This window comes from Endozoicomonas arenosclerae (assembly GCF_001562015.1).
GTDB classification, from domain to species: Bacteria; Pseudomonadota; Gammaproteobacteria; order Pseudomonadales; family Endozoicomonadaceae; genus Endozoicomonas_A; species Endozoicomonas_A arenosclerae.
The window spans coordinates 1-23,166 of record NZ_LASA01000106.1 but is presented as its reverse complement, the minus strand read 5'-3'; the positions used below and the strand labels follow the sequence as shown (position 1 = coordinate 23,166).

Annotated in this window: 16 protein-coding genes; 4 read left to right on the top strand and 12 right to left on the bottom strand. The window is 48.4% G+C overall.

Annotation, left to right across the window (positions count from 1 at the left end; translation table 11 throughout):
• The first annotated feature begins 11 nt into the window (after nt 1-11).
• Both WG89_RS16950 and WG89_RS16945 read left to right on the top strand, forming a co-directional pair.
• Complete coding sequence (locus WG89_RS16950; protein WP_062268275.1) at nt 12-1,013, top strand: XdhC family protein; 1,002 nt, start codon at nt 12-14, stop codon at nt 1,011-1,013.
• Entirely contained in the window at nt 982-1,575 is a 594-nt protein-coding gene (locus WG89_RS16945; RefSeq protein ID WP_079253882.1) for a nucleotidyltransferase family protein, read from the top strand. The genes WG89_RS16950 and WG89_RS16945 overlap by 32 nt, the downstream gene beginning before the upstream one ends.
• Before the next feature lie 16 nt (nt 1,576-1,591).
• On the opposite strand, the gene WG89_RS16940 is transcribed toward WG89_RS16945, so the two are convergent.
• The 8 genes from WG89_RS16940 to WG89_RS16905 all read right to left on the bottom strand — a co-directional run bounded on the left by WG89_RS16940 (nt 1,592) and on the right by WG89_RS16905 (nt 10,586).
• Nucleotides 1,592-2,152: a hypothetical protein gene (locus WG89_RS16940; protein WP_062268270.1), complete on the bottom strand. Its 561-nt coding sequence runs from the start codon at nt 2,150-2,152 to the stop codon at nt 1,592-1,594.
• 127 nt (nt 2,153-2,279) lie between these two features.
• Entirely contained in the window at nt 2,280-3,749 is a 1,470-nt protein-coding gene (locus tag WG89_RS16935; RefSeq protein ID WP_062268269.1) for a hypothetical protein, read from the bottom strand.
• Between the two features lie 12 nt (nt 3,750-3,761).
• Entirely contained in the window at nt 3,762-5,351 is a 1,590-nt protein-coding gene (locus WG89_RS16930) for an AMP-binding protein (protein WP_062268267.1), read from the bottom strand.
• 42 nt (nt 5,352-5,393) lie between these two features.
• Nucleotides 5,394-6,200: an enoyl-CoA hydratase/isomerase family protein gene (locus WG89_RS16925; protein WP_062268265.1), complete on the bottom strand. Its 807-nt coding sequence runs from the start codon at nt 6,198-6,200 to the stop codon at nt 5,394-5,396.
• A gap of 97 nt (nt 6,201-6,297) precedes the next feature.
• The gene (locus WG89_RS16920) at nt 6,298-7,413 is read right to left on the bottom strand and encodes an NAD(P)H-dependent flavin oxidoreductase (RefSeq protein WP_062268264.1); all 1,116 of its coding nucleotides are present in this window, start codon (nt 7,411-7,413) and stop codon (nt 6,298-6,300) included.
• Nucleotides 7,379-8,170, bottom strand: coding sequence for a TetR/AcrR family transcriptional regulator (locus WG89_RS16915; RefSeq protein ID WP_062268262.1), 792 nt, complete (start codon nt 8,168-8,170; stop codon nt 7,379-7,381). The genes WG89_RS16920 and WG89_RS16915 overlap by 35 nt, the downstream gene beginning before the upstream one ends.
• Before the next feature lie 1,050 nt (nt 8,171-9,220).
• Complete coding sequence (locus WG89_RS16910; RefSeq protein WP_062268260.1) at nt 9,221-9,427, bottom strand: cold-shock protein; 207 nt, start codon at nt 9,425-9,427, stop codon at nt 9,221-9,223.
• A 316-nt stretch (nt 9,428-9,743) separates the two neighbouring features.
• Nucleotides 9,744-10,586 carry a DUF5718 family protein gene (locus WG89_RS16905; RefSeq protein ID WP_062268259.1) on the bottom strand — a complete coding sequence of 281 codons (843 nt, stop codon included), beginning with the start codon at nt 10,584-10,586 and terminating at the stop codon, nt 9,744-9,746.
• Nucleotides 10,587-10,893: 307 nt separating this feature from the next.
• On the opposite strand from WG89_RS16905, the gene WG89_RS16900 reads away from it, so the two are divergent.
• Nucleotides 10,894-13,767 carry a hypothetical protein gene (locus WG89_RS16900; RefSeq protein ID WP_062268257.1) on the top strand — a complete coding sequence of 958 codons (2,874 nt, stop codon included), beginning with the start codon at nt 10,894-10,896 and terminating at the stop codon, nt 13,765-13,767.
• A 92-nt stretch (nt 13,768-13,859) separates the two neighbouring features.
• Nucleotides 13,860-16,841, top strand: a complete 2,982-nt coding sequence (locus WG89_RS16895; RefSeq protein ID WP_153301646.1) for a hypothetical protein — start codon at nt 13,860-13,862, stop codon at nt 16,839-16,841.
• Nucleotides 16,842-16,906: 65 nt separating this feature from the next.
• Here the strand turns inward: WG89_RS16895 and pntB are convergent, their stop codons facing one another.
• From pntB to WG89_RS16875, 4 genes are all read right to left on the bottom strand, one after another.
• A complete protein-coding gene (gene pntB, locus WG89_RS16890; protein WP_062268253.1) occupies nt 16,907-18,307 on the bottom strand; it encodes a Re/Si-specific NAD(P)(+) transhydrogenase subunit beta in 1,401 nt (466 codons plus the stop codon).
• A 20-nt stretch (nt 18,308-18,327) separates the two neighbouring features.
• Nucleotides 18,328-19,860, bottom strand: coding sequence for a Re/Si-specific NAD(P)(+) transhydrogenase subunit alpha (locus tag WG89_RS16885; protein ID WP_062268251.1), 1,533 nt, complete (start codon nt 19,858-19,860; stop codon nt 18,328-18,330).
• A 720-nt stretch (nt 19,861-20,580) separates the two neighbouring features.
• Nucleotides 20,581-22,176, bottom strand: a complete 1,596-nt coding sequence (locus tag WG89_RS16880; RefSeq protein ID WP_062268301.1) for an isocitrate lyase — start codon at nt 22,174-22,176, stop codon at nt 20,581-20,583.
• A gap of 446 nt (nt 22,177-22,622) precedes the next feature.
• Nucleotides 22,623-22,961 carry a tyrosine-protein phosphatase gene (locus tag WG89_RS16875; protein WP_062268249.1) on the bottom strand — a complete coding sequence of 113 codons (339 nt, stop codon included), beginning with the start codon at nt 22,959-22,961 and terminating at the stop codon, nt 22,623-22,625.
• Nucleotides 22,962-23,166 lie beyond the last annotated feature (205 nt).

The following is a 23,166-nucleotide window of genomic DNA, read 5'->3' as shown; positions in this document are numbered from 1 at the left end:
GAGAACGAATAATGAAAAATACCCATCAACAGGTTTTGCTGGATACTCAAAGGTGGCTTCAGAGTGGACAGGCTGTCTGGCTGGGTACCGTGCTGAAAACCTGGGGTTCATCACCCAGACCGGTTGGTTCAGTCATGGCTTTTTCACCCGGAGCCGGTCTTTCCGGCTCTCTCTCCGGTGGTTGTATTGAAGAGTATCTTCTTGAGCAATTACAGGCTGAAGAACAGGATAAAACGACACCTGTTTTGCAAGTGTTTGGAGAAACGGTTGAGCAGCAAGAGCGATTCAGTCTTCCCTGCGGGGGAACTCTTCTAATCTGCCTGGAATACTTGAGACCATCAAAAACTACTCTCGAACATATCAATGCATTACTGGACGCTTTAAATAGAAGAGATCAAGTAACCCGGGTGATTGATCTTGATACGGGTTCTTTGTCACTGGATTATCAAAGCGAGTATCACCAGTTGTCATTTAACGGAGGCGCAATCCATCATCCGTTTCATCCTGAGTGGCAAATGTTGCTTACGGGTTGTGGTGAAGTGACCCGGTGTGTAGCTACGCTGGCCCAAGCTTTGGATTTTTCCGTCGAGGTCTGTGACTTTCGGCCTGCATTTACTGAGGGTTGGTCAATGGATGGCGTTAAGTTGCATCGTGGCTTTCCGGATGAGCGGGTGCAAGAACGATTTAATGATGAACGTACGGCCATTATCACACTGGCTCACGACCCAAGAGTCGATGATATGGCGCTGATGGCGGCCCTTAAAACCCATGCCTTTTATATAGGAGCTATGGGTTCTCGTAAAACGTCAGAGTCGAGAAGAAAGAGGCTGTCGGAATTGGATGTCAGTGAGGCGGAGATTGGCAGGCTTCATGCGCCGGCAGGCTTTGCTACAGGCAGCAAAACCCCCTGGGAAATAGCGGTCTCCATCATGGCAGAAGTTACTGCAGCCCGAAGTAAACAATCTGTGAGCCATTCTGCCGATGAGCAATCTCTCAGGCTGGTCCATGGTTGAGGTTGGCATACTGCTGATGGCGGCAGGACAGAGCAGTCGGTTTGGCTCCCATAAGCTTCTGCACCGGTTGAGCGATGGGCGCCCCTTGATCCTGCATACGCTGGATTATTTACTGGCTAGTGAGTTGCCTCTATTGGTTATCGTCAAACCGGAGGATCATGAGCTTCACCAGTTGTTGGCCAGGCACAAAGTGACTTATCTCATTCACCAGAATGCCGGAGAGGGGTTGGGCAGCTCCATTGCCTTTGGAGTAAAACAGAGGCGCGATTGGTCAGCCTGGCTCATTGCTCTGGCAGATATGCCATACATATCAATTGAAACCATTTTGAAGGTGGCTGGTCATGCTGCCAGTGACAGAATTGTTCAGCCACACTATCAAGAAAGAACCGGACATCCGGTTGCTTTTGGGAAGCATTTTCAAAGCCAGCTGACAGCTCTGAATAAAGATTGCGGAGCTGCTGAAGTCATTCAGGCTAACCTCCACAGACTGATATCGCTTTCTGTTGAAGATGAAAATATTCAAGCTGATGTTGATTGTCTGAATGACTTGATCAAGGAATAAACGCTTTTGACAAAGGCTATTTTCGTTTAGTCAGAACAAAAGGTTGTTCTGGCTTTTGTTTCAGATAGATATGGCGTGACTTGGCTCTGTGATAAAAGTCAAAGGTGGCTTCCAGGGTGGTACTGGTTAACTCTTTGGTGGATGTCTCGTAGCTAAACGTCAATGGCGTACTTTTTTTAGTGCCTTCTTTCTTAAGAAAAATATCTTTGATGTTATACATCCAGAAAGTCAGCCAGCTGGCCTGATTGTATGCTTCGTCTCTGAAAGTCGATATTTCAAGGGTCAAGTCATTGCCGTCGCAGGTAACGGTGCCGTTATTGCCGAGATCATAAATTTCCTGCTTGTCATCATTGGGCTCCAGTTTCAGAAACCAGTCAAAAATCAGGTTATCTCCACTCTCCGTTTCTCTGATAACTAATTCGGTCGTTGCAGAACTCAGTTTTTTTGCGCTGTAGGCATCCGTGTGGCCGATCCAGTTGGCTGTGTATTTGCCAAGAGGGACATCACAATCAGCCATCAATAAGGCTGAAACACTCAGTGCCGAGAAGCAGAGGGAAGAACGAACCATAGAAATCATTGTTAAAACTCTCATGCTTGGGTGAAAGAAAACCTAGATGAGAATCAGAGTGATTTTTGGATATATTGTTTTTGTTCAGGGAGCATTCATGGAAAAGGCCTGCAAAGATCTGCAGGCCTGATTGGGTTTAGAGAGAGAACTGATTTTTTTCGATCGATACGGTTTTACCGCAGAACTCTTCCTGCTCCATCTGTGCCATCAACGCTGTGGAATCACTGAAACAGACTGAACGTTTGCCGGAAGGCTGATCGATAATGGCAATTGCGCGGGTTTGATCTTCCCCTTGGTACATAACGGTATAACCAGCAATAACCCCTTCACCTTCGTAGCTGTTATCCAGCTCAACGGGTGGCGTACGCTCCTTCACTTGCTCGGTGACGTCAATATTGGCGAATTCGCTGCTGCCTGGCTGACAGGACCATAGGCCATAGGCCTGCTTGGTCAGCATTCCAGACACTGAAGATACCAGACCATATTCTTGAGGGTTGTTCCTCAGTAACTCAATCATGCGACAGGTTGACTGTATGGCATAGTTATTGAGGGGGCCGCCAGCGAAGGGCATTCCACCGGTTACAGTCAGGTCACGATCCAGAGAGACACCTAACTCATTGGCATAGGTTTCAACTGCCACCGGGAAGCAGCTGTACAGATCCAGAAAGGCTACATCTTTAGACTGAATGCCTGCTACTTCCAACGCTTTCTGACCACAGAGCTCTGCACCTGGCAACCTGTGCAGTTCTGGTCGTTGGGACACACAGGTCATGGAGTTTGATTCGGTACTGGCCAGAGGGAATACCCATTTCTCTTTAGGGATACCCAGGGCTTCAGCCTTGGCTACGGAACAGAACAGCAATGCACCCGCCTGGTCTACGTTCCAGGATGTGTTGTGCAGTTTCGTGTAAGGGAAAGCCAGCATCTTGTTTTTATCCGACGGATTGCGAATAAAATCAGCATCTACATGCTTGGGTTTCCAGGCATAGGGGTTGTCGGCGGCAATGTCACTGAAGCGACTGTACATGGCCGCAATCTTGTCCCGATGCTCATCAATGCTAAGCCCCTGACTGTGACGAAAAGCACTTTCGATCATGGCGTAGTAACCAACAGGCATGCCCAGACCAGCTCCGGTTTCTTCCTCCAGCCAGAGTTCAGCTTCAGGCTCCAGAACTTCATCCGGCTTATCAGTCTGCTGGGTGTCCGTGAGCTCGATGTTGCCAAAACGGGCGATCAGTTCACGATACTTGGCATCTCCACCGGTGACTACAGCAACATCAATGTCGCCCTTATGGATGGCTTCGCAGGCATCACCCATCAAGGTTTGCTGGAGAATTCCGATTTGAGCCAAAACCGTTTTGGCTTTGCTGGCACCGACTTCATCGGCAATCAGTCGAGCGGGATCGGTGTATGGCCACAGGCTCTGAGGCACATAGATTTTGTCGATGTCCTTCAGCAGGCTTTCAGCCTGGGCATCAGAGGCTGCAGCGGATACAGAGTCCGCCATCAGCTGCCAGGCTTCTTTCGCCTTGGAAGGGTCATCCATACGTTGTTCAATAATGCCAATACCTACGAGTACTGGCGTGTTTGGATTGAGTTCTGTCATTACGGCTGCCTTTTATATTTTTTTCTCAATGCCTTCCCAGTATGTTTCCCGGATCTTTCTGCGCAGAACTTTGCCTGCCTCGGAGCGTGGCAGGGTCTCTATAAAATCGACACTTTTCGGGAGTTTCTGGCGAGCCAGGCGGGCACTGGCGAAATCAAGTAACTCATTACTGAGCTTTTCTGTAGAGGAAACCTCGGGTTTAAGCTCGACGACAGCTTTTACTGCTTCGCCCCATTCATCTGAAGGCACACCCACGCAGGCCACGTCAGCAACAGCAGGGTGCAGGGCAATAACGTCGTCTATCTCCTGTGGATAAATATTCACACCACCAGAGATGATGATTTCAGCACTTCGACCGGTGAGGAAAAGATATCCATCGTCGTCCAGGTAGCCAATATCACCAGCCGTGAAATACCCCTTGTATTGAGCGTCCCTGGTTTTCTGTTCATCCTTATAGTATTCAAAGCGACTTTCTTCAGGGTTCTTCATAAAGATGCGACCGGATTCTCCAGCCGGCAGGTCGTTACCCTCTTCATCCAGTATGCGAATCTGTTCCGGACTGCCAGGTTTACCCACTGTACCTGGCTTCGCCAACCAGTCCTGAGGGCTGACAATGGTGCCTGGACCTTCGGTTCCGGCAAACATTTCCCAGATGATCGGGCCGAACCAGTCCATCATGGCTTGCTTTGTTTCAATAGAGCAGGGCGCAGCTCCATGAATTACAAAGCGAAGTGATGACACGTCATATTGCTGGCGAACGCTTTCCTTTAGCTGGAGCAGGCGGACAAACATGGCGGGAACAAAAAAGCTGTGGGTGATCCGATGCTGCTCGATCAGATTCAGGCTTGGCTCTGCTTCCCACTTGTCCATAATGACGATACTGATTCCGGACACCAGGGGGGTCATCATGCAGAGATTGAAGGGGCCTGCATGATAGAGAGGACCTGTGACCAGCGAGCGATCAGTGCCCGCATCGGGCTGATACTGAAAGACCATGGTGAAAAGGTCCTGTAACCCTGCAGCCATTTCTGGATCTGGCTGTTTTCTCAATACACCTTTGGGGCGACCTGAGGTGCCCGAGGTATAGAGCATCATGGTTCCGCGAACGGGATTTTCAATGTTGGTGTCTGGTTGGTCAGTCAGCGCCTGATCCCAGCTTTCATAACCATCAATAGCACCACCTACTGAGAGACTGACAGCAACAAAAGCGTTGTCACTGATAGCTTCAGTGACTTTATCGGCGACACGGCTGTCAGCAATGAAGGCTTTGGCTTCACAGTTCTGGACGATGTAAGTGATTTCATCGGCAGACAGATGCCAGTTAACCGGAGTCAGTCGTCCACCCAATCGATGTGCAGCCAGAGAGGCCACAACAAACTCTGGTCGGTTGCTGCAGCAGAGTGCGAGCGCGTCACCCTCTTTGAAACCTCTGCTACGCAGTAAGTGAGACAGCTTGTTAACTTGTCCATTCAATTCGCTGAAGGTCAGATTACCCAATTCGCTGAAGATAGCAGCTCTGTCCGGTGCCTGTTCGGCAATGGCTGCGATTTCCATGCCTACTGCAGCTTGAGCCTTCGCTGCTTCATAAATACTCTGGGACATAGTGATTTCCCTGTTCCTGTTTTTAGCTATTGGTTCTGCAGCTCAGGCTGCAGTGAATTCCGGCAGACGTTTTTCTTTAAAGGCTTTAGTGCCTTCCCGGGCATCCTTGCTCATCATGATCATGGCGGATTCATGGGTCTCTTTCTCAAACGCCGAGTTCCAGTCGTCGGTGTAACTTTCCAGAGCGGTACGTTTGATAGCTTGCAGGGCGAGGGGGGCATTTTGAGCGAGCTGTTCAGCCAAAGCTTTAGCTCTACTTTGCAGTTCGTCGGCCGGACAGACTTCGCTGATTAGACCTATTTGCTGAGCTGTACTGGCATCAACAGGTTCACCGGTGAGCAGAAGCTTCATTGCATGGGCATAAGGCAGTTGTCGTACTAGCCGCACCATAGAGCCTCCACCAGGGACAATACCGCGCTTAGGTTCAGGTAAGCCGAATGTTGCGGTATCAGCAGCAATACGGATATCAGTTGCCTGAAGGATTTCACAACCACCACCCAAAGCACGACCATTGATGGCCGCAATAATGGGCTTATACACAGGTTCTGCCTTCAGCATGACTTTATCCACAGTCTGTGGGTCCGCCAGCAGCTTTTCTTCAATGTCATTTTCAGGCTGTTTGGTTCCCATCCACAGGGGGATAACACCAGACAGGTCGCCACCACAGCAGAAGTCTTCGTTACCTTCTGCCGTTAGAATCGCTACACGAATTTCGTCGTCTGATCGAACTTGATCCCAGGCTTCCTTAAGATTGACGAAAGCTTCGGCATCCAGCGTGTTTTTGGCGTCGGGACGGTTAATGGTGACCCAGGCTATGTGCCCTTCTTTTTTAAATTCTACGGCGGCCATGATGTTTTATCCTTGTTATTTGTCGTGAAAACTCTTTCAAGATCGAAGTCTGTGAAAGAGTTTTTGCGTTCACGGCTGATTGTCATGCTACTAGGGCTTAAGCTTCTTCCAATAGTCCGTTCAGACGCTCCAGGGATTCCAGATATTCATTAAGCATGTCGTACATGATGGTTTTGCAGCCTTTTTCTTCATTCATCATTCCGACAATCTGGCCGGTAGGATAGAAAGCCAACTCTTCGTTTTGGGAGCGGGCAATTCGAACATGAGCTTCCTGGGCCAGCATTCCCTGCAGTGGCATGGGCAGTGCGCCCGGGCATTCTTCACTTTCCCACTCGTCGGTCCATTTGGAGCGAAGCATTCGTGCGGGTTTGCCACTGATCATTTTGGATTGAACGGTGTCTTCGCTGGTGGCTTCAATCAGTTTGCGTTTGGGCAGAGGCTCAACTTCAGACTCTGGAGAAGTCAGCCAGACAGAACCACACCAGACACCTTCTGCACCCAGTGCCATGGCAGCAGCCATCTGACGACCACCGCCAATACCCCCTGCAGCCAGTACCGGCATGGGATGAACCGCATCAACCACCTGTGGAATCAACACCATTGTGGTGACTTTACCGGTATGGCCACCGGCTTCGTGGCCCTGAGCGACAACAAAGTCCAGACCACCTTCTTTATGGGCAACAGCATGCTTCACCTTGCCAGCCAGAGCGCCTACAAGAATGCCTTTTTCCTTACAGGTATCGAGAATATCCTGGGGGGGAGTGCCCAGCGCGTTAACCATGACTTTCAGGTTGGGGTATTCAAAGGCAACTTCCAGAAGCTGACGACAGATCTTGTGTGTCCAGCCAATGTCGGAGCCACTGACACTGTGGTAGCTGTCGCCTTCATGATTCTGGGGCAGAGGAGGGATGTCGTATTTCTGCATGACGGATTCCACCCAGGCTTTGTGCTCTTCGGGAATCATGGCTTGAAGATCGGGGACTTCGTCACCCATGTAGTTGTTGGGCATGATGACATCAATGCCAAAAGGCTTGTCACCCACTTTGTCCTGAATCCAGTCCAGCTCCTGTTTCAGCTGTTCCGGGGTGTAGCCCGCCGCACCGAATACACCAATGCCACCGGCTTTGCTGACTTCTACTACTACATCGCGACAGTGAGTAAAGGCAAAGATCGGGGCATCAAGACCCAGCTTCCTGCAGAGATCGGTCTTCATAGGAAAGTACCTCTTTTTCGATTCTTGTTTTTATTGTTTCGTCCTGACCGCTTTTTGCGGCCTGAGGTCTGCGCTTTCGCGCGTCACTCGCTCCCATAAGAGCTTCGATACTGCCTTGAATCTCTAATATCTTTTGCTGTAGTTCGATCGCCAGATCTGGATTTGCCCAGGCCTTGATCAGCAGTAAGAAATGAAATTTGCTGGTGAGTCTGAATCGTTCCAGGCTGATGACACCGGCTGACCAGTTTTCCAGCAGCATGACCTGGGTAATCAGCATCTGTTCTGCCAGAAGCTGGGTGTTCAGCCCAGGCATCATTGCGTTACTGTCCTGTAACTGTCGTATAGCGCTGATAAACAAAGTGCGGTTGTTCTGGGCCGTGTGGAAGACGGGAGCCGTGAGGTCTCTGGAAACATTAATCTGGAAAACAGCTTTCAGAACCGCCTTGTACTTGGGCTCGTCCTGTTTGAGAAAACTGTAGGCCGCTTCGCTGACACCTTCAATGATGGCAAGAGGAGCAAGGTCGCGGGTGATATGAGTGTAAGCTGACTCAAATTCACCGAACAGCTGCTCGACCATCACATCGAGAATACTGTCGATAGAGCCCATCAGGTTATAGAGCGTGGCAACACTGACTTCGGCTTCTTCGGCAATGCGGGAGGTGGAGAGAGCATTGAAGCCTTCTGCCTGGAGAAGGGTAACTACGGCGTCCAGAATCTGTTGTTTTCTTCGGGCTTTGCCTTTTTCTCTCAGACTCATACAGGTATCCACGACATCACGATTTATGAAGTACAGCTCATGGCTGTGGATAATTAGAATACCTTTCTAAAAATAGAATGCAATTAAAAATTTGTTAGAAGCTAGAGTGTTTTTCGCAATCTGTTGCAAAAAGCCTGCTGTTCAGGCACTTCCGAATATGGAAGTTAAATGCCAAGGCGCTTTTGTCATATTGTTGAGAAGAATGATGGGCCTACTTGCCAGCGAATGATTCGGTAAATCATAGAGAAGGGCTGTTTGAAGTTTCCAGAAATCGTGAGTTAAATTTTATGAGGGAAGTAGGAAGATGGTGAAATGCTCGAAACTATAGTAATACATATCATTGACGTAAGAAGGACTCACGCAGTGCATGCTGAGTGTACGGTATGGCTTCTAATCAGTTTATCCGGATGATATAGAAGAACCTATACATTGGATAAAAATATCGCTTTTAAAAACTACAAGAACGAGCATTGTTTGAAATAGTCGATTAACTTCTACTTCTTGAGTTTGTATTAGTGAGAGTTTGGTGCGTTACATCCGGGGCAGCATGGCATCTCTGCAGTTCTTTTCCAGACAAGTTTAATCCAAACTCTACTCTGGGTTAGTTTTCCACAGTTTATGCAGGGTCTGTTATTCGGTTGGTTTTTCTTATGAATCATCTTTAAATATACTTTTATTGGTCAGAACATGAAATTTATACTGTAACTCTACATTGAGTTATTAAATTCTATGTTAAAACTATATGCTGAGTGGTGAATTATTTCTAATATCTAGCAGTGCAGATAAACGAGTATCTGTGATTACGTATTGCGCTTTCTTCAGTGAGGAATACAGTAAAACCAAGTTGAGGTGTTTCAGGAATCTATGTTCAATAGACTTAACACTCTCAATGTAATGTCACTTTTTAGAAGTAGAAAAGAATCTTGCAGGTATTTATGTTTTTATAACTATTAATATTAGCTACAAAAAGAGCAGTATCTATGAAAAGAACTGCTCTTTTCGTTACAGGGCTAAGCAGAGAACTACATTTTTAAAATGTGGTTATCCTTATCAGAGAGGACGGATATCTTCCGCCTGAGGCCCTTTTTGTCCTTGGGTAACTCTAAATTCGACTTGCTGGCCTTCTGTTAAGGTTTTAAAACCATCACCAACAATCTGACGAAAATGAGCAAATACGTCAGGTCCATTGCTTTGAGCAATAAAACCAAAACCTTTTTCTTCGTTGAACCACTTAACGGTACCGGTAGTAGTAGACATAATCATTATCCATATTTAAAAAATAAAACTGTCTTAGGGTAAGACGGTGTAGCTAGAAGTGTTGTTGTTACTTTTCAAGAATATGGCGAGCTACTACACTCGGAACACTCAATCTTTGCATAAAAATAAAACTAACCTTTAACTTGATGCTTACTCTATACCTGTTTTCATTAAATAGCCAGAGATAAAAAATAACATTGACTTTTATTACTTTTTTACTGACTTGTAGTGTTTTAAAGCCAAATCGGATATGTCATCCAGGTATTCGGGCGTCAGCCGTCTTCAGGATTAAAAGACGGCTGTTTCAATATTATTTTTATTGAACCTGCTGAATCAGTGCAGAAATACCGGTGTCCGGGAAGTCGTTCAGGGCTGCCATCTCCAGAATTTCCTCTTCGTGGAACAGTTCACCGTCATAAACGACAACGATGCTGGTGTCCCCGGGTTGCAGAAAATGAGATTCGCCATATTCGGTGTAACGGGTAGCGCCAATACTGATCAGGGCCTGAACGGGATAATGGGCTTCTCGCAGTAGTGCAGAAATATCTTCGGCCGGTCCTGCATCCTGCTGGTGGTTCATACGGTCTACAATCCAGTCCAACAGTTTTTGGTGGAAGTAGCTGTAACCCACGGTCGGGCTGTCTTCACCATAACGGAAGATATCCCCCTTTTTTTTGTGGTAGCTGGCGATTCTGAAACGATCCAGGGTGCCGCCCTGTTCAAGGTGATCAAGGTCCAAAAGTGTGCTGGCGATGCCTTTGGTGTGGATGCCCCAGTTTTTCTTTTCGCTGATTTTTCGGGCATTGGGTTTGCGAATGGAGCAGTCGTTGTAAGCCGCAAATTGTTTTGGGGTCAGGGCTGAAACGACTCTGTCACCACTGGCTTCATCAATGGAGTACTGAATGTCGCAAATCAGGGCGACTTCCGGCTCGATCTGCAGGCAACCATCGGTTTCCGGCATGGTGATTTTGTCATTAGACAAAGGGTAGGTAGACAGAAATCCGGAGTCTTCAGAAGGCACGTAAAAAGGAAAAATAGCTTTAGGCTGAATCGCTTCAGAAACGGTTACTGCCTGAAAGTCAGAGGCTTCGCCTGCCTGCTCCAGATGACCGGCAAAGTTACCGGCAACTCCCAGACCGATCATATTTTTGTACGGCATGATTACTTCTGATCTTAAAATTTAAAATGTGAAGTTTACTCCGACTGGGACTGGCCTGCGATTGCGGGATTCACTCAAACCATGGGGCAGAAATACCATGCTTTACGTCGTCTGCCGGGTGTGACCTTGCAGCTGACTGACTGTACAAAGTTGCAAAAGTCCATGCGAATAAATCATAGGCTGACATCATGGTAAGTCCCGCTGTCTGAGCTAACTTCCCAGTAAGACATTACCCACCCGAAATGATCCTTGCGTAATTCTCAGCGCGTCTATACTTCAGCTTTTTTATAAACGAGGCTTCTAAATAATGCCCCGAGTGTGCCGCTGTTTTTGGCTGACGGCTTTTCTGCTGGTGGTTTCTCCCGTTGTGTCAGCAGGCATTCTGGATTGGTGCAGAGATCATAATCCTCTCTGTTGGTGGAACAGGTACCTCCAGATTGATGAGCAGTTGGGTGGTGAAATTTACCAGCCTCAGGGCAATGAAAACTCTCCCGAGCAGCTGGCCATTCATATGAATGATTCCCTCTTGCTGTTCGATTCTCTGGAGCCCGAGCTCCGGCAAATGTTTCTCGACTCCGGAATCACTCCCGAGTTAATGCAACAAGTTCTGGGAAGTAATGGTGAGGCCGCAGCCCGGCTCTCCCAGATATTGAGAGAGTTGGGGAACATTCAAACCCGGGAGCAGTTAAATCACCACAGGGTCATTGCCAACATCATCCGGGTGATGTGCCTGTTTGGCGGAGCGGTTAACCGAATCGCGGCATACACCGGACTGGCGGCACTGTTTTCAGCATGGGGCGCTCCAACTGCATTGGCTGCAGCCATGGCGGGTCTGATCACCGGTGGTGCCATGCTGAGCAGTAACTTCTTATCTGTGGAAGGAGCCAACAAGATCCGTTTTGAAGGTATTCATTCAATAAGGGAGTTGTGTTGTGCTGTGGTGTCGGGAGTGGCTACAGCCATAGATTGCGGAATGGCTTACAAGGGTATGGAGGCTCTGACAGGCAGTGTCGCGGCGGGTCTTTGTACTATCCCATTTATGATTGCTGGTCTTTATCCATTGTTGCTGAACAAGCTGATTGACCTGAGCTTCAGTCTCTATGGAGAGAATCCTGAAGATGAAATTCTGCTGAAGGATACCGTGCAGTTACTGGCCGATGTCATGCACACCATGGAAAAGAATAACTGCACCATGGACTCTAGCCTGCATGACCGTATGGATGCCTATTTCGAGTGTATGGGAACGTGCCGTAAAACCTCCTATAAAGATTTGCTGCTGGACGGGCTTTCGATTCATGGAAAAACATCCAGACGAAAGAACACACTGAAAAAACTCCATGATTCTGGTTATCTTCAGCCTGGCGATGTTGATGAACGCTGGACCATTCCCGAACGGGTACTCCACAGGGCCGAGGCGAGCAGACGATCCGGTGTGGCGACGGTGGCAACAGGCGGTTTGCTGATTCTCAGCATTGGACCTGCTTTGGTGTATGTTTTCGGAGATACCACCAGTCTGACCCAGCTAGTAGAGGATGAACTCAACCTGCAGGCGTTTTGTGGCACCACGGGAGAACAGGCGGCGTACTGGATTTACCAGGGAGGGGCATTGGCTGCGATGTCAGGAAAATCGGCTGCAGCGGCCCGGAATGGGGCAAGGAACCTTGAACGTTTAATGCTCTGGTTATACAGCTTTTATACGAAAGAGGGAGAAAAAACGCCGAAGAGTGATATTGCTGTGAACCTGATCGGGTTTATTGCTTCGCTTTTCTATGGCGCTAATAACTACGGCACTATGGCAGGCAATATTATGGGTAATACTTGTCTGGGTGAAGGGACTGTAGCCTTTTACATGGTGCCGGCGGCATCGGCGGTAGGTGGTATTGGTTTTAACGGTGGCTGCGGTAAACAGCTGAAAAAGGGGGTCATAGAAACGGTCAGGGATGTGATTCAGATTTTCACAGGGAAAGCCAGCTGTCAGTGCGGTCTTGATGAGCAATTAGCGGCACTTTATCAGCTGGATAAAACAGGGGTTGTGGACCTGTCTAGTAAAGACTCATTGGAAGAACTGAAAACTTTTCTGGAAGAAGAAGGTTTTGTTGTGAGTTCTGCAACCAGTCAGACCGAGTCGGCTATTGATGTTGATGCATTGTTTGAGATGTTGCATCCAGACGTTGATGAATTCACCGGGTTGCTTCCCGATAATGATCAAGCCGTGAATCCTGCCACAGTGCAGGTAGAGTCTGATAGTTCTTCTCCTGTCCAGGTGTCTCAGGAAGGCTGGTTGATCAGTTTTGGGTTGCCTGCCCATTTGGGAGGACTGTTTAGCCCTCAGGATTATGAAGAAGCCAGAAAGAGACGGGTCGAATGGCAATGGCTAAAAAACTACCTGTTGCTGTTAGCCGATATCCTCGAACGCAGAAGGTCTAAGGTACACACGGTGTCCCGAGGTGTTCAGTCGTTTTTTCAGGCCTATCTGGAGTCTCAGGGGGAGAGAGATCAATTTCATCAGGCTTTTGTTCTCAGAAATAATCTTGTTGATTTGCTCTATCACTTGATCGATCCCAATTCACAGAAGAGTGATTGGGAGCAGCGTTTCATTCGACGATTTGGTCGTTGGCGGTTGTTGCAGATTGCCAGAGATCTTGTTCATGGTGATGTGAATCTGCCTCTGATGCAGTTATTGGTGCTAATGGCGAGGAAAACAATATTGGTGCTGGTGCATCGCAATGGCAAACCAGTGCTTTATCGAATTTCTGAGGACAACCCGGAACATTTAGAAGAAGTGCCTGAAACCCTGATGGATGGTAATACCACTTTGGTGGTTAATGGTATTGGCCAATGGACCTGGCTGGAGACAGGGGGACAGGTATCGATCCAGATGGAAGATGAAGTGGGGTTGGAAACCTCTTTTTCCTGGGTATCTCCACCTGCCCCTCAGAATCCTGCGGCACAGCCCGGAAATCCAGCTATTCCGGATATGCTTGATGAGGGCTGTGGTGTCCCTGACGACGACACTCCCGAGAGTGGTTACGGTACTACGATAAGGAGGGACTTTGATCCGGACCCTGACGGTGGCAACAGAGTCATGACTCTGTTGCAAGGGTATCCTGCTCTGAACCGTCTGGATTGGTTGAAACAAATGCCCGATGCGGGGGCGGCACTGAAGCTTTTTATAGAATGAAACTGAAGTAGCCGTTACTACACACTCGGTGTCATCCATTTTTGCCTTGTCATGCCGATATTCAAAACAAACAACAAGTGCGTAAAAAATCTATGAGTATAGGTGGACCCGACAAGCCAGTCTCTTCAGATTCTGCGGGTAGTAAGCAAGTGGTACCCCAGGCGGCAAAAGGAAAAAAGAAGAAAGGAGGGCAGAACAAAGGAAGGACGGTCATTCATGCAGAAGGATCTTCCATAGCAGACCCAGTCGCCGAATCCAGGCAGAGCTCTAGACCCAGTGGTTCACATAGTTCAGACCAAAAGAGAAGAATTACTGGTAAACGTTTGACGGACAGCCAGGCTAGTGACGTTTCGGGTCTGCTGAAAATAGCCAATAAAGAACTTGAGGCTTTTGCAAAACAGTTCGAGGCTCAGTTCAAAAAGGTGGCTCTGAAGTGTGATGCAAGTGGCTACTCACTTGAAACGCATGATTGGCTGTTTCAGCTTGAAAACCTTCAGGCATTGCTCGTTAAACGTAATCGTCTGCTGGAGAAAGTTTATAAGGACACTAGACAGCACTCTTCGGAAATAAAGGCATTTGAGCAGAAAGTACGTTCTATTCATAATTCGTCAAAAGGATCGACGGAAGAGTCTCCTCTTCAAGATATTGTGGCAGGGAAAGGGGTTCATGAGATGGCGGAAAAAGGGTATTGGAAGCAACGAGCCTTTATTAACCTGATAGCTAACCATTCAGAGAGATTACAAACTGAAATTGTAAAGGCTATTACTGGAGATGTGTTGCTTCCACATATAGGCACTCCTTTATGCACTGCGCGATATACCGATTGGATAACTGCGGGTCTTAAGTGTATGCAAGCTTATGATGAATCCATACAGTGCCTGAAACACTTGAAAAAGCCTTCAGAAGTTGATCATGCAAGAGAACGATATGAAAAGATCGGGCAAGTCACTTTGCTGAATCTGGAGCATGCCACCGGACACTTTTTAGAAATTAATGCGCCAGAACAGCTCAGACAGATATTGAGCGCGGTACCCTCGGTTTTGGCTTTGTGGTTGGAAGCATTTGATCCGGATAATCTGGTTGAGGGAAGAGCTCCGCAACAGCTGGAAATCGTTTTGCCGATTATTGCTTCTGTTATTTTGGGCCATCCAGAACATGCTCTGCGACTTTTGCCCAGTTACCTTACTCATCTCAAAACTGGGCATTTTGACCCTTCAGGTGCCAGCAGTCTGCTTCGTCACCTGTCGAAGGCTATGGAGGTGTTAATTCGCTCGTCCCAACATAGAAAGGGGAGCCCAGAGTATTATCATGAAATCAAAACAATGGAGGAAACCTGTTCCTTGTTATTAACTCAATTAAAATTGCATACTGACTGGGTCGGGGAGCAGGATCCTGAGGAGTATGCGCGAAAAACCTTACCTGCCTATCTCAAATGCTATAGCCAGTTGAGAGAAATGGAGCTGGCTGTTGCACAGACTCAAACATCAGCGAGCCTTGCTGCCAGAGCTCTTGAAAAAGAAATTGATGACGAAAAGGCCGCAGCGTTGACGCGGCGGATGAAGCGTAGTAATCAAGGGAAGTCTGGGCAGGATGGCTCTTCTTCTAAGCAGTCTTCTTCAGGTGTATCTTCTTCGACAGACAAATCTTCAACCGGGGGTAACACCTCTGCTTCGTCTTCTCAAGTGGAGGTGACTACCAAGCCGACAGAAGAGTTCCACCCGGCTATCGCCAAAGCCATCAAAATGATGAGCTCTGCAGCCCCTTTGGAAGCCATTGCCAAAACCATTGCGGCAGCTTTGCAGGCCAAGACTCTGTCAACTTGGGATAGAACCAATCTGCGTTACTGTTACGCCGATATTATCGTTAGCAGGTTGGATAGGACGGTTGAAAAACTGGAAGATCATGATGCCACATTAGAGCAGTTTGAAGCTTGTCTGAAAGGCGATCAGTTACCGGGGATTAGCTTGGATATTCGCTTTCGCAAGGCAATATCACAATACCAGCAAGATATTCGATTACTTGCTTTTAACCTGATGCGTTTGAAGTTGGAGTATGAGTATATTTACGATGTCTGTGTGAATGATGAGGATGTGCAGGACAAAGAGTTGCTGGCCGAACTGATAAGCTTGCATGATAAGATTGCACTGCTTCTACACAGGGCTGAGAAGATCATAGCAAACTGTGACCGGCTGGAAGGCCTTTTCGCTGGGAGGGGGAGGGTGCTCAGGCTGCATGGTAAAACAGGTTCAGCCAATCCTGAGAACAAGCGGTTGCTTATGGAAGCTGTTGCACAGGTATCCAATCAAAAAGCCCAGCTGGGCATGCAGTACCAGTCCATGCAGAAGTCTCTGAAAGCGCATCGGTTTTCTGAGCCAGCTGTTCCTGATTCGTTACCAGAAAACCCGGTACCTCAATGCCAGCCTGAAGCACAGGAGCGCGCACAGGCTCGTCCTTCCTCATCCATAGAGCCAAAGGCTGTAGGCGAGGCAAGTGCCTCTTCAGCAACATCTGAAGTGACTGTCACACAACTGCCTGTTGCCTCTCTTATGCCGGAAAAGTTGTGCGACGCTCTATTATGGGGGCTGAGCCAGTCAGGTGAAAACTGGGTAATGGGCATCAATGGGTTGGTCATTGAAGAGAAGGTCAAACAAAAGAAGGAAAAGGCGGGCAAAAAAAGTAGCGCTGAAAAGAAAACTGAAGAAGCTCTGACCCCAGAAGTGTTACAAGCCTGTTTTTATAATTACATCCGGCAATCTCAAGAGACAGATAAGGAACGTGATGGTCAGGAGATGCCTGATCAGCCGAGTCTAAAGAAAGCCCTGCAGCGGGCAAAAGCAAAAAGCATGTTTATTGCTGGAGACTATCAAGACGATTTATCCTTATTGGCCGATGCTCTGGGTGTTCCAATCCTGATGACCTCATCGAGTGAAAATGTGCTTTTCAAGCCGGGGCTACAGAAGCCTGAGAAGCAGAAGTTAGATGTAGAGGCCAAAGTGGAGGGTGGAGTGACTCTCTACTTAGAGGAAGGAAGATGGTATTCCAGCATCGACCACTATTGGTCTTTGCATGATTAGGATGGGCTAATGGCTGAGTATGGGGAGCCAGAAACCTGACTCCCCTCCCGTGCATAAGAGCTGTATCAGAACTGCTTTAGAATACCTTCGACAGTGCCATGGGCATCACCAAAAAGCATACGAGCATTGTCTTTGAAGAACAGAGGGTTCTGAACGCCAGCATAGCCGGTAGCCATGGAACGTTTGAAGACAACCACTCTTTCCGCTTCCCAAACACGCAGAACCGGCATACCGGCAATCGGGCTGCCTGGGTCTTCTGACGCTGCCGGGTTTACGGTGTCGTTAGCGCCGATAACCAGAACCACATCAGTGTCGGTGAAATCATCATTGAGTTCATCCATCTCTTCCACGATGTCGTACGGCACTTTTGCTTCAGCCAGCAGAACGTTCATGTGACCCGGTAAACGACCCGCGACCGGGTGAATACCAAAGCGCACTTTAATGTTCTGGGCACGAAGTTTATTAACCAGCTCTCTCAGAGGGTGCTGAGCCTGAGCAACAGCCATACCGTATCCAGGAGTGATGATGACACTGGAAGCGTTCTTCAACAGGTCTGCTACTTCTTCCACGTTCACATCGATATGCTCACCCTGTTCACCACCTTCAGCGACGGTGCCGCTTTCAGTACCGAATCCACCCAGGATAACGGAGATGAAAGAGCGATTCATGGCAGTACACATCAGGTAGGAGAGAATGGCTCCGGACGAACCCACCATGGCACCGGTGATGATCAACAGGTTGTTACCCAGCATGAAGCCGGTTGCAGCAGCAGCGATACCGGAGTAGGCATTCAGCATGGAAACAACAACGGGCATATCTGCTCCACCAATACCCATCACCAGAGTAATGCCGAACAGGAAGGCCAGGGCGGTCATGATGATCAGGGCAAGCAGACTGTCTTGTTGGACAAAAACGATACCCATCAGAATTGCCAGGCCAATCACAGCCAGATTAGTCCAGTGACCACCGGGCAGAGAGGCTGGGCGGCTGCTGATTTTTCCATGCAGTTTCAGGCAGGCCACTATAGAGCCGCTGAAAGTGATGGCACCGATAATGATTCCAATGAAAATTTCAATGCTGTGAATCATTCGGTCAGTAGACGACAACAGACTTGCTGCAGCTTGAGTCAGAGACTCAGAGGCTTCAATGGCGCTGGAAAAACCGATCAGAACTGCTGCCAGACCACCGAAGCCGTTCAGGACGGCAACCAGCTGAGGCATTTCAGTCATTTCGACTTTCTTCGCCAGGAAAAGACCGGTACCTGCGCCAACCATCATCAGAATGGTAACCAGAGTAAAGCCTTCCAAATGGGCATAGCCCAGAGTTGCCAGGACGGCAATGACCATGCCGACCATACCGTAAAGGCTGCCGCTCTTGGCTGATTCCTGACGACTGAGGCCCGCGAGACTCATGACAAACAGCAGCGCTGCTATCAGGTAAGCGGATACTAATAATCCTTGTGACATTCCTGTAACTCCCGCTGTGTTTAGTTATCCCGGATGAACATTTTCAGCATCCGCTGGGTTACAGCGAAGCCACCGACAATATTGATCATGGCGACAATCAGGGCAATACCCGACAATGCCAGAATAATATTATTGTCACTGCCCATCTGAGTCAGAGCACCAATAACGATGATGCCGCTGATTGCATTGGTGACACTCATCAGTGGTGTGTGCAGCGCAGACTTCACATTCCAGATGACGTAATAACCAACAATGGAGGACAGAACAAACACCGTGAAGTGTTCCAGGAAGTCGGCAGGTGCAGAGTTAGCAACAAACCCAAAGATCAATGCTCCAGCAGCTAATAGCGCAGGCTTAAGCCATGGGCGTGATGGCTTTTCTTCAACAACCGGCTCGACTTTTGGCGCAGGTTTGGCTGCAGGTGCTGCACTGACTTTGACGGGTGGTGGTGGCCAGGTGATGTTGCCTTCTTTCACAACCGTCAGCCCACGAACCACTTCATCTTCAAAGTCGATGACCAGGTTGCCATCTTTTTCAGGCGTCATCAGCTTCAGCATGTTGACCAGGTTGGTACCGTACAGCTGGGAAGACTGAGTAGGCAAACGACTTGGCAGATCGGTATAACCGATGACAGTTACGCCATGCTTGACTACAACCTTGTCTTTTTCTGTGCACTCACAGTTACCGCCGGTCTGGGCTGCCAGATCGACAATCACACTGCCAGGTTTCATGGCCTTGACCATGTCTTCCAGAATCAGTTTGGGGGCAGGGCGGCCAGGAATCAGTGCGGTGGTGATAATAATGTCGACTTCTTTGGCCTGTTCCATGAACAGCGCCATTTCGGCATCAATAAAGGCCTGACTCATTTCCTTGGCGTAACCGTCAGAAGAGTCCTGCTCTTCTTCGTATTCCAGCTCCAGGAATTCGGCACCCATACTTTCTACCTGTTCCTTAACTTCAGGACGGGTATCAAAAGCACGAACAATAGCGCCCATACTGCCAGCGGCACCCAGGGCGGCCAGACCGGCTACACCGGCACCAATAACCATGACCTTGGCGGGTGGAATTTTACCGGCAGCGGTAATCTGGCCATTAAAGAAGCGGCCAAAATGGTGTGAAGCTTCAACCACAGCACGATAGCCACCAATATTGGCCATGGAGCTGAGGGCATCCAGTGATTGGGAACGGGACAGGCGGGGTACGCTGTCCAGAGCCAGCACGTTGATATTGCGCTGGCTGAGTTTGTTCATGAGCTCTTCGTCCTGGCCGGGCCAGATAAAGCTGGCGAGGGTAGCGCCATCTTTTAATAGAGCAATTTCGTCGTCTGTAGGTGCGTTCACTTTCAGGACGATATCGGAACCCCAGACATCTGAGCGTTCTGCGATTTGAGCGCCAGCCTCTTCAAAAGCTGCATCATCAAAGCTGGCTTTAATGCCGGCTCCACTCTCAATGATGACGTCATAACCGAGCTTTTGCAGCTTGCCTACCGTGTCAGGCGTAGCGGCTACCCGGTTTTCGTTTTCCTGAATCTCTCCAGGGATCCCTATCCGCATATCGGTCACCTAGTGTAGATATAAAATGTTCTGACAGACGCGGGCTGTCGATCAGCAGCTGTTCATTCGTTGTCGTCTTTCATCGCACCAGGATGCAGCACGGCAACGATTTATGGCTGTCTGTCGATACGGCAGTCGACGCTTGTCAGAACACTGTGTTTTTTCTGGCCCTGTCCTGCATTCCCTAAATAACTATGGGAGTTACGTGGGCCTCTACTATCCGTTTATGTCCGGACTTCATCCCTGAGTTGCACTCGAGCATGAGCGCAGATCACGTATAGTATGTGATTTTAAGTGAAAAGGGTAATTAACTACCTAGGCAGTATGGATTACGTGTGCAAATCTTTTTGGTTTTCGGTTTGTACGTGTTGGCATGTTTGGTTCTCTGTAAAGGTTTGGGGATTGTTGTGAGCGGTTTGGGAATTAAACTGTTTTGGGTATTTATTCATTATTTGTGAATAAATGTATGAAAATAAAGGGCTGTGGTGAGTTAGTATTTGATAAGTTGTGTTAAGGTTTGATTTCGGTGTGAGATAGGTGCAGACATCAACTGTTTTCAGTTGATCCTAAGTCTACTCAATGAATCAGAGCTTTGCTTAGTCAGAATGAGTTAGGGCAGTGAGAAACTGCCCTGCATTGGTGCGTGAGTGACATTTTGCCTCTATTTCCGGGGGGAAAAGACGGCAGGCAAAATGCTGTCACGCGGGGGGAGGCGAACTTTTAGCCGAACTGGTTCATGGTGTTGTCTTCACCCGCCGCTTTCAGGGCAGCGTCACCAGAGAAGTATTCCTTGTGGTCATCACCCATGTCGGAACCTGCCATGTTCTGGTGTTTAACGCAGGCAATACCCTGACGGATTTCCTTGCGCTGAACGTTGGCAACGTAGCCCAGCATGCCCTGGTCACCGAAGTACTCTTTAGCCAGGTTGTCGGTAGACAGTGCGGCTGTGTGGTAAGTCGGTAGGGTGATCAGGTGATGGAAGATGCCAGCTTCACGGGCTGCATCAGCCTGGAAAGTGCGGATCTTTTCATCAGCTGTCTGAGCCAGTTCGGTTTCGTCATATTCAGCACTCATCAACTGGGCGCGATCGTATGCAGATACATCTTTGCCTTCTTCACTCCAGGCGTCGAATACCTGCTGACGGAAGTTCAGGGTCCAGTTAAAGGAAGGTGAGTTGTTGTAAACCAGTTTGGCGTTCGGGCAGGTCTCGCGAATCTTGTTAACCATCTCAGCGATCTGGCCAACATGAGGCTTTTCAGTCTCAATCCACAGAAGGTCAGCGCCGTTTTGCAGAGAAGTGATGCAGTCCAGAACTACGCGGTCAATACCGGTGCCCTGACGGAACTGGAACAGATTGCTGGGCAGACGCTTTGGACGAACCAGTTTGCCGTTCTGGTTGATCACAACATCGCCGTTCTTCATGTTCTCTGGCGAGATTTCTTCAACATCCAGGAAGCTGTTGTACTGGTCGCCCAGATCGCCAGGCTGATTGGTTACGGCCAGCTGCTTGGTCAGGCCAGCACCCAGAGAGTCAGTACGGGCAACGATTACCCCGTCGTCTACACCCAGCTCCAGGAACGCGTAACGAACGGCGCGGATTTTGGCCAGGAAATCTTCGTGAGGAACGGTTACTTTGCCGTCCTGGTGACCACACTGTTTTTCGTCAGATACCTGATTTTCCAGCTGTATACAGCAGGCACCGGCTTCAATCATCTTTTTAGCAAGCAGGTAGGTGGCTTCTGCATTACCAAAGCCTGCATCAATGTCGGCAATGATAGGAACAATGTGGGTTGTATGGTTTTCAATCTGGCTTTGCAGCTCAGTTTCTGTAGCTGTATCACCAGCCTTACGGGCTGAGTCCAGATCGCGGAACAGGCCGCCCAGTTCGCGGGCATCGGCCTGGCGCAGGAAGGTGTAGAGTTCTTCAATCAGGCCGGCAACGGATGTTTTCTCGTGCATGGACTGGTCTGGCAGGGGGCCAAAGTCAGAGCGCAGGGCTGCAACCATCCAGCCTGACAGGTAGAGGTAGCGACGATCAGTGTTGTTGAAGTGCTTCTTGATGGAGATCATCTTCTGCTGACCGATGAATCCGTGCCAGCAACCCAGAGACTGGGTGTATTGTGTTGTGTCAGCGTCGTAAGCCGCCATGTCTTCACGCATGATTTTGGCGGTGTAACGGGCAATATCCAGACCGGTTTTGAAGCGATTCTGCGCTTTCATGCGAGCAGCGTATTCAGGATTGATAGCTTCCCAGGAAGAGCCCTGAGCAGCCTTGAGTGAAGCAATTGCGTCAATATCATTCAGGTAGTTTGACATGATCAGTCCTTCCATTTTCGCAACGTCATCACAGCGATGTGATGACCGGCTTTTTTTGTTGGAGTCTTGCCGACCCGGTGAGTGCATTCTGTGATTTGTGAATATTTGTGACAATCCTGTTGTTTTTATCTTTGCTATTTATTTCGTGAATAATGGTGCTTTGATCGGTAGTTGCTAGCCATCAATATCTGAAATAGGCTGGTGGCTTATTTCGAAAATTATTCAATAAAAACAATGGATTATTTATTGATCGAGAAGGCTTTCTCTAGTGTACGACTATGTGATTTTAATGAGGTGAGCGTTAAGTAACTGGATTGGGGTTTTTACAAATAAAACGTTTTTTGTGAGATTTGTTGTTAGTTTTTGATAATCAGTGTTTAGAAAATAACCCTTCAAACCATTCTGGAAGGGTTATCCGTAAAATGGCATTGATCAGCTTTGTAAGCTTACATGCTGGATTCCGGACTCAACATGAAGTTTCGGAAACTGCTCAGTTGTTCCTCTGAAATCCCGGTCCCTTCAGTGACATAGTTTTCGACCGTCCCATAATTCCTGCTGATAGTATCCAGTGCTCTTTGCAGAAATTCCGGGCGAGCCTGTTGAATGGCAGACCAGATCTCTTTGGGAACATTGGATATATCGTAATTATGGGGAAGCGATGAGTTGGGAGGACGCTCATTGGTTTGCAGGTAGTCTTTCATTATCTGGCTATGGTCATAACCCAGGATGGCCAGAAGCAGTGCAGCTAGCAGCCTGTCGGACTTGAACCCATAAACGCAGTTCAAGTAATTTCAGACTCTGACTATTCCGGAGAGAACTTATAAAACCCTCTCCGGCGCATTACATTTTCAACTTGTCCTTATGATTTTTCTCACTCTTGGCCTCAGATCAGCCCAATAGTGCCACAGATAAGTCGCCAACAAGACCAGTTCCAACCACTGCTCTTCATTCACTTGTTTCAGGCTGAACATCCGCCTCAAGTTATACGCA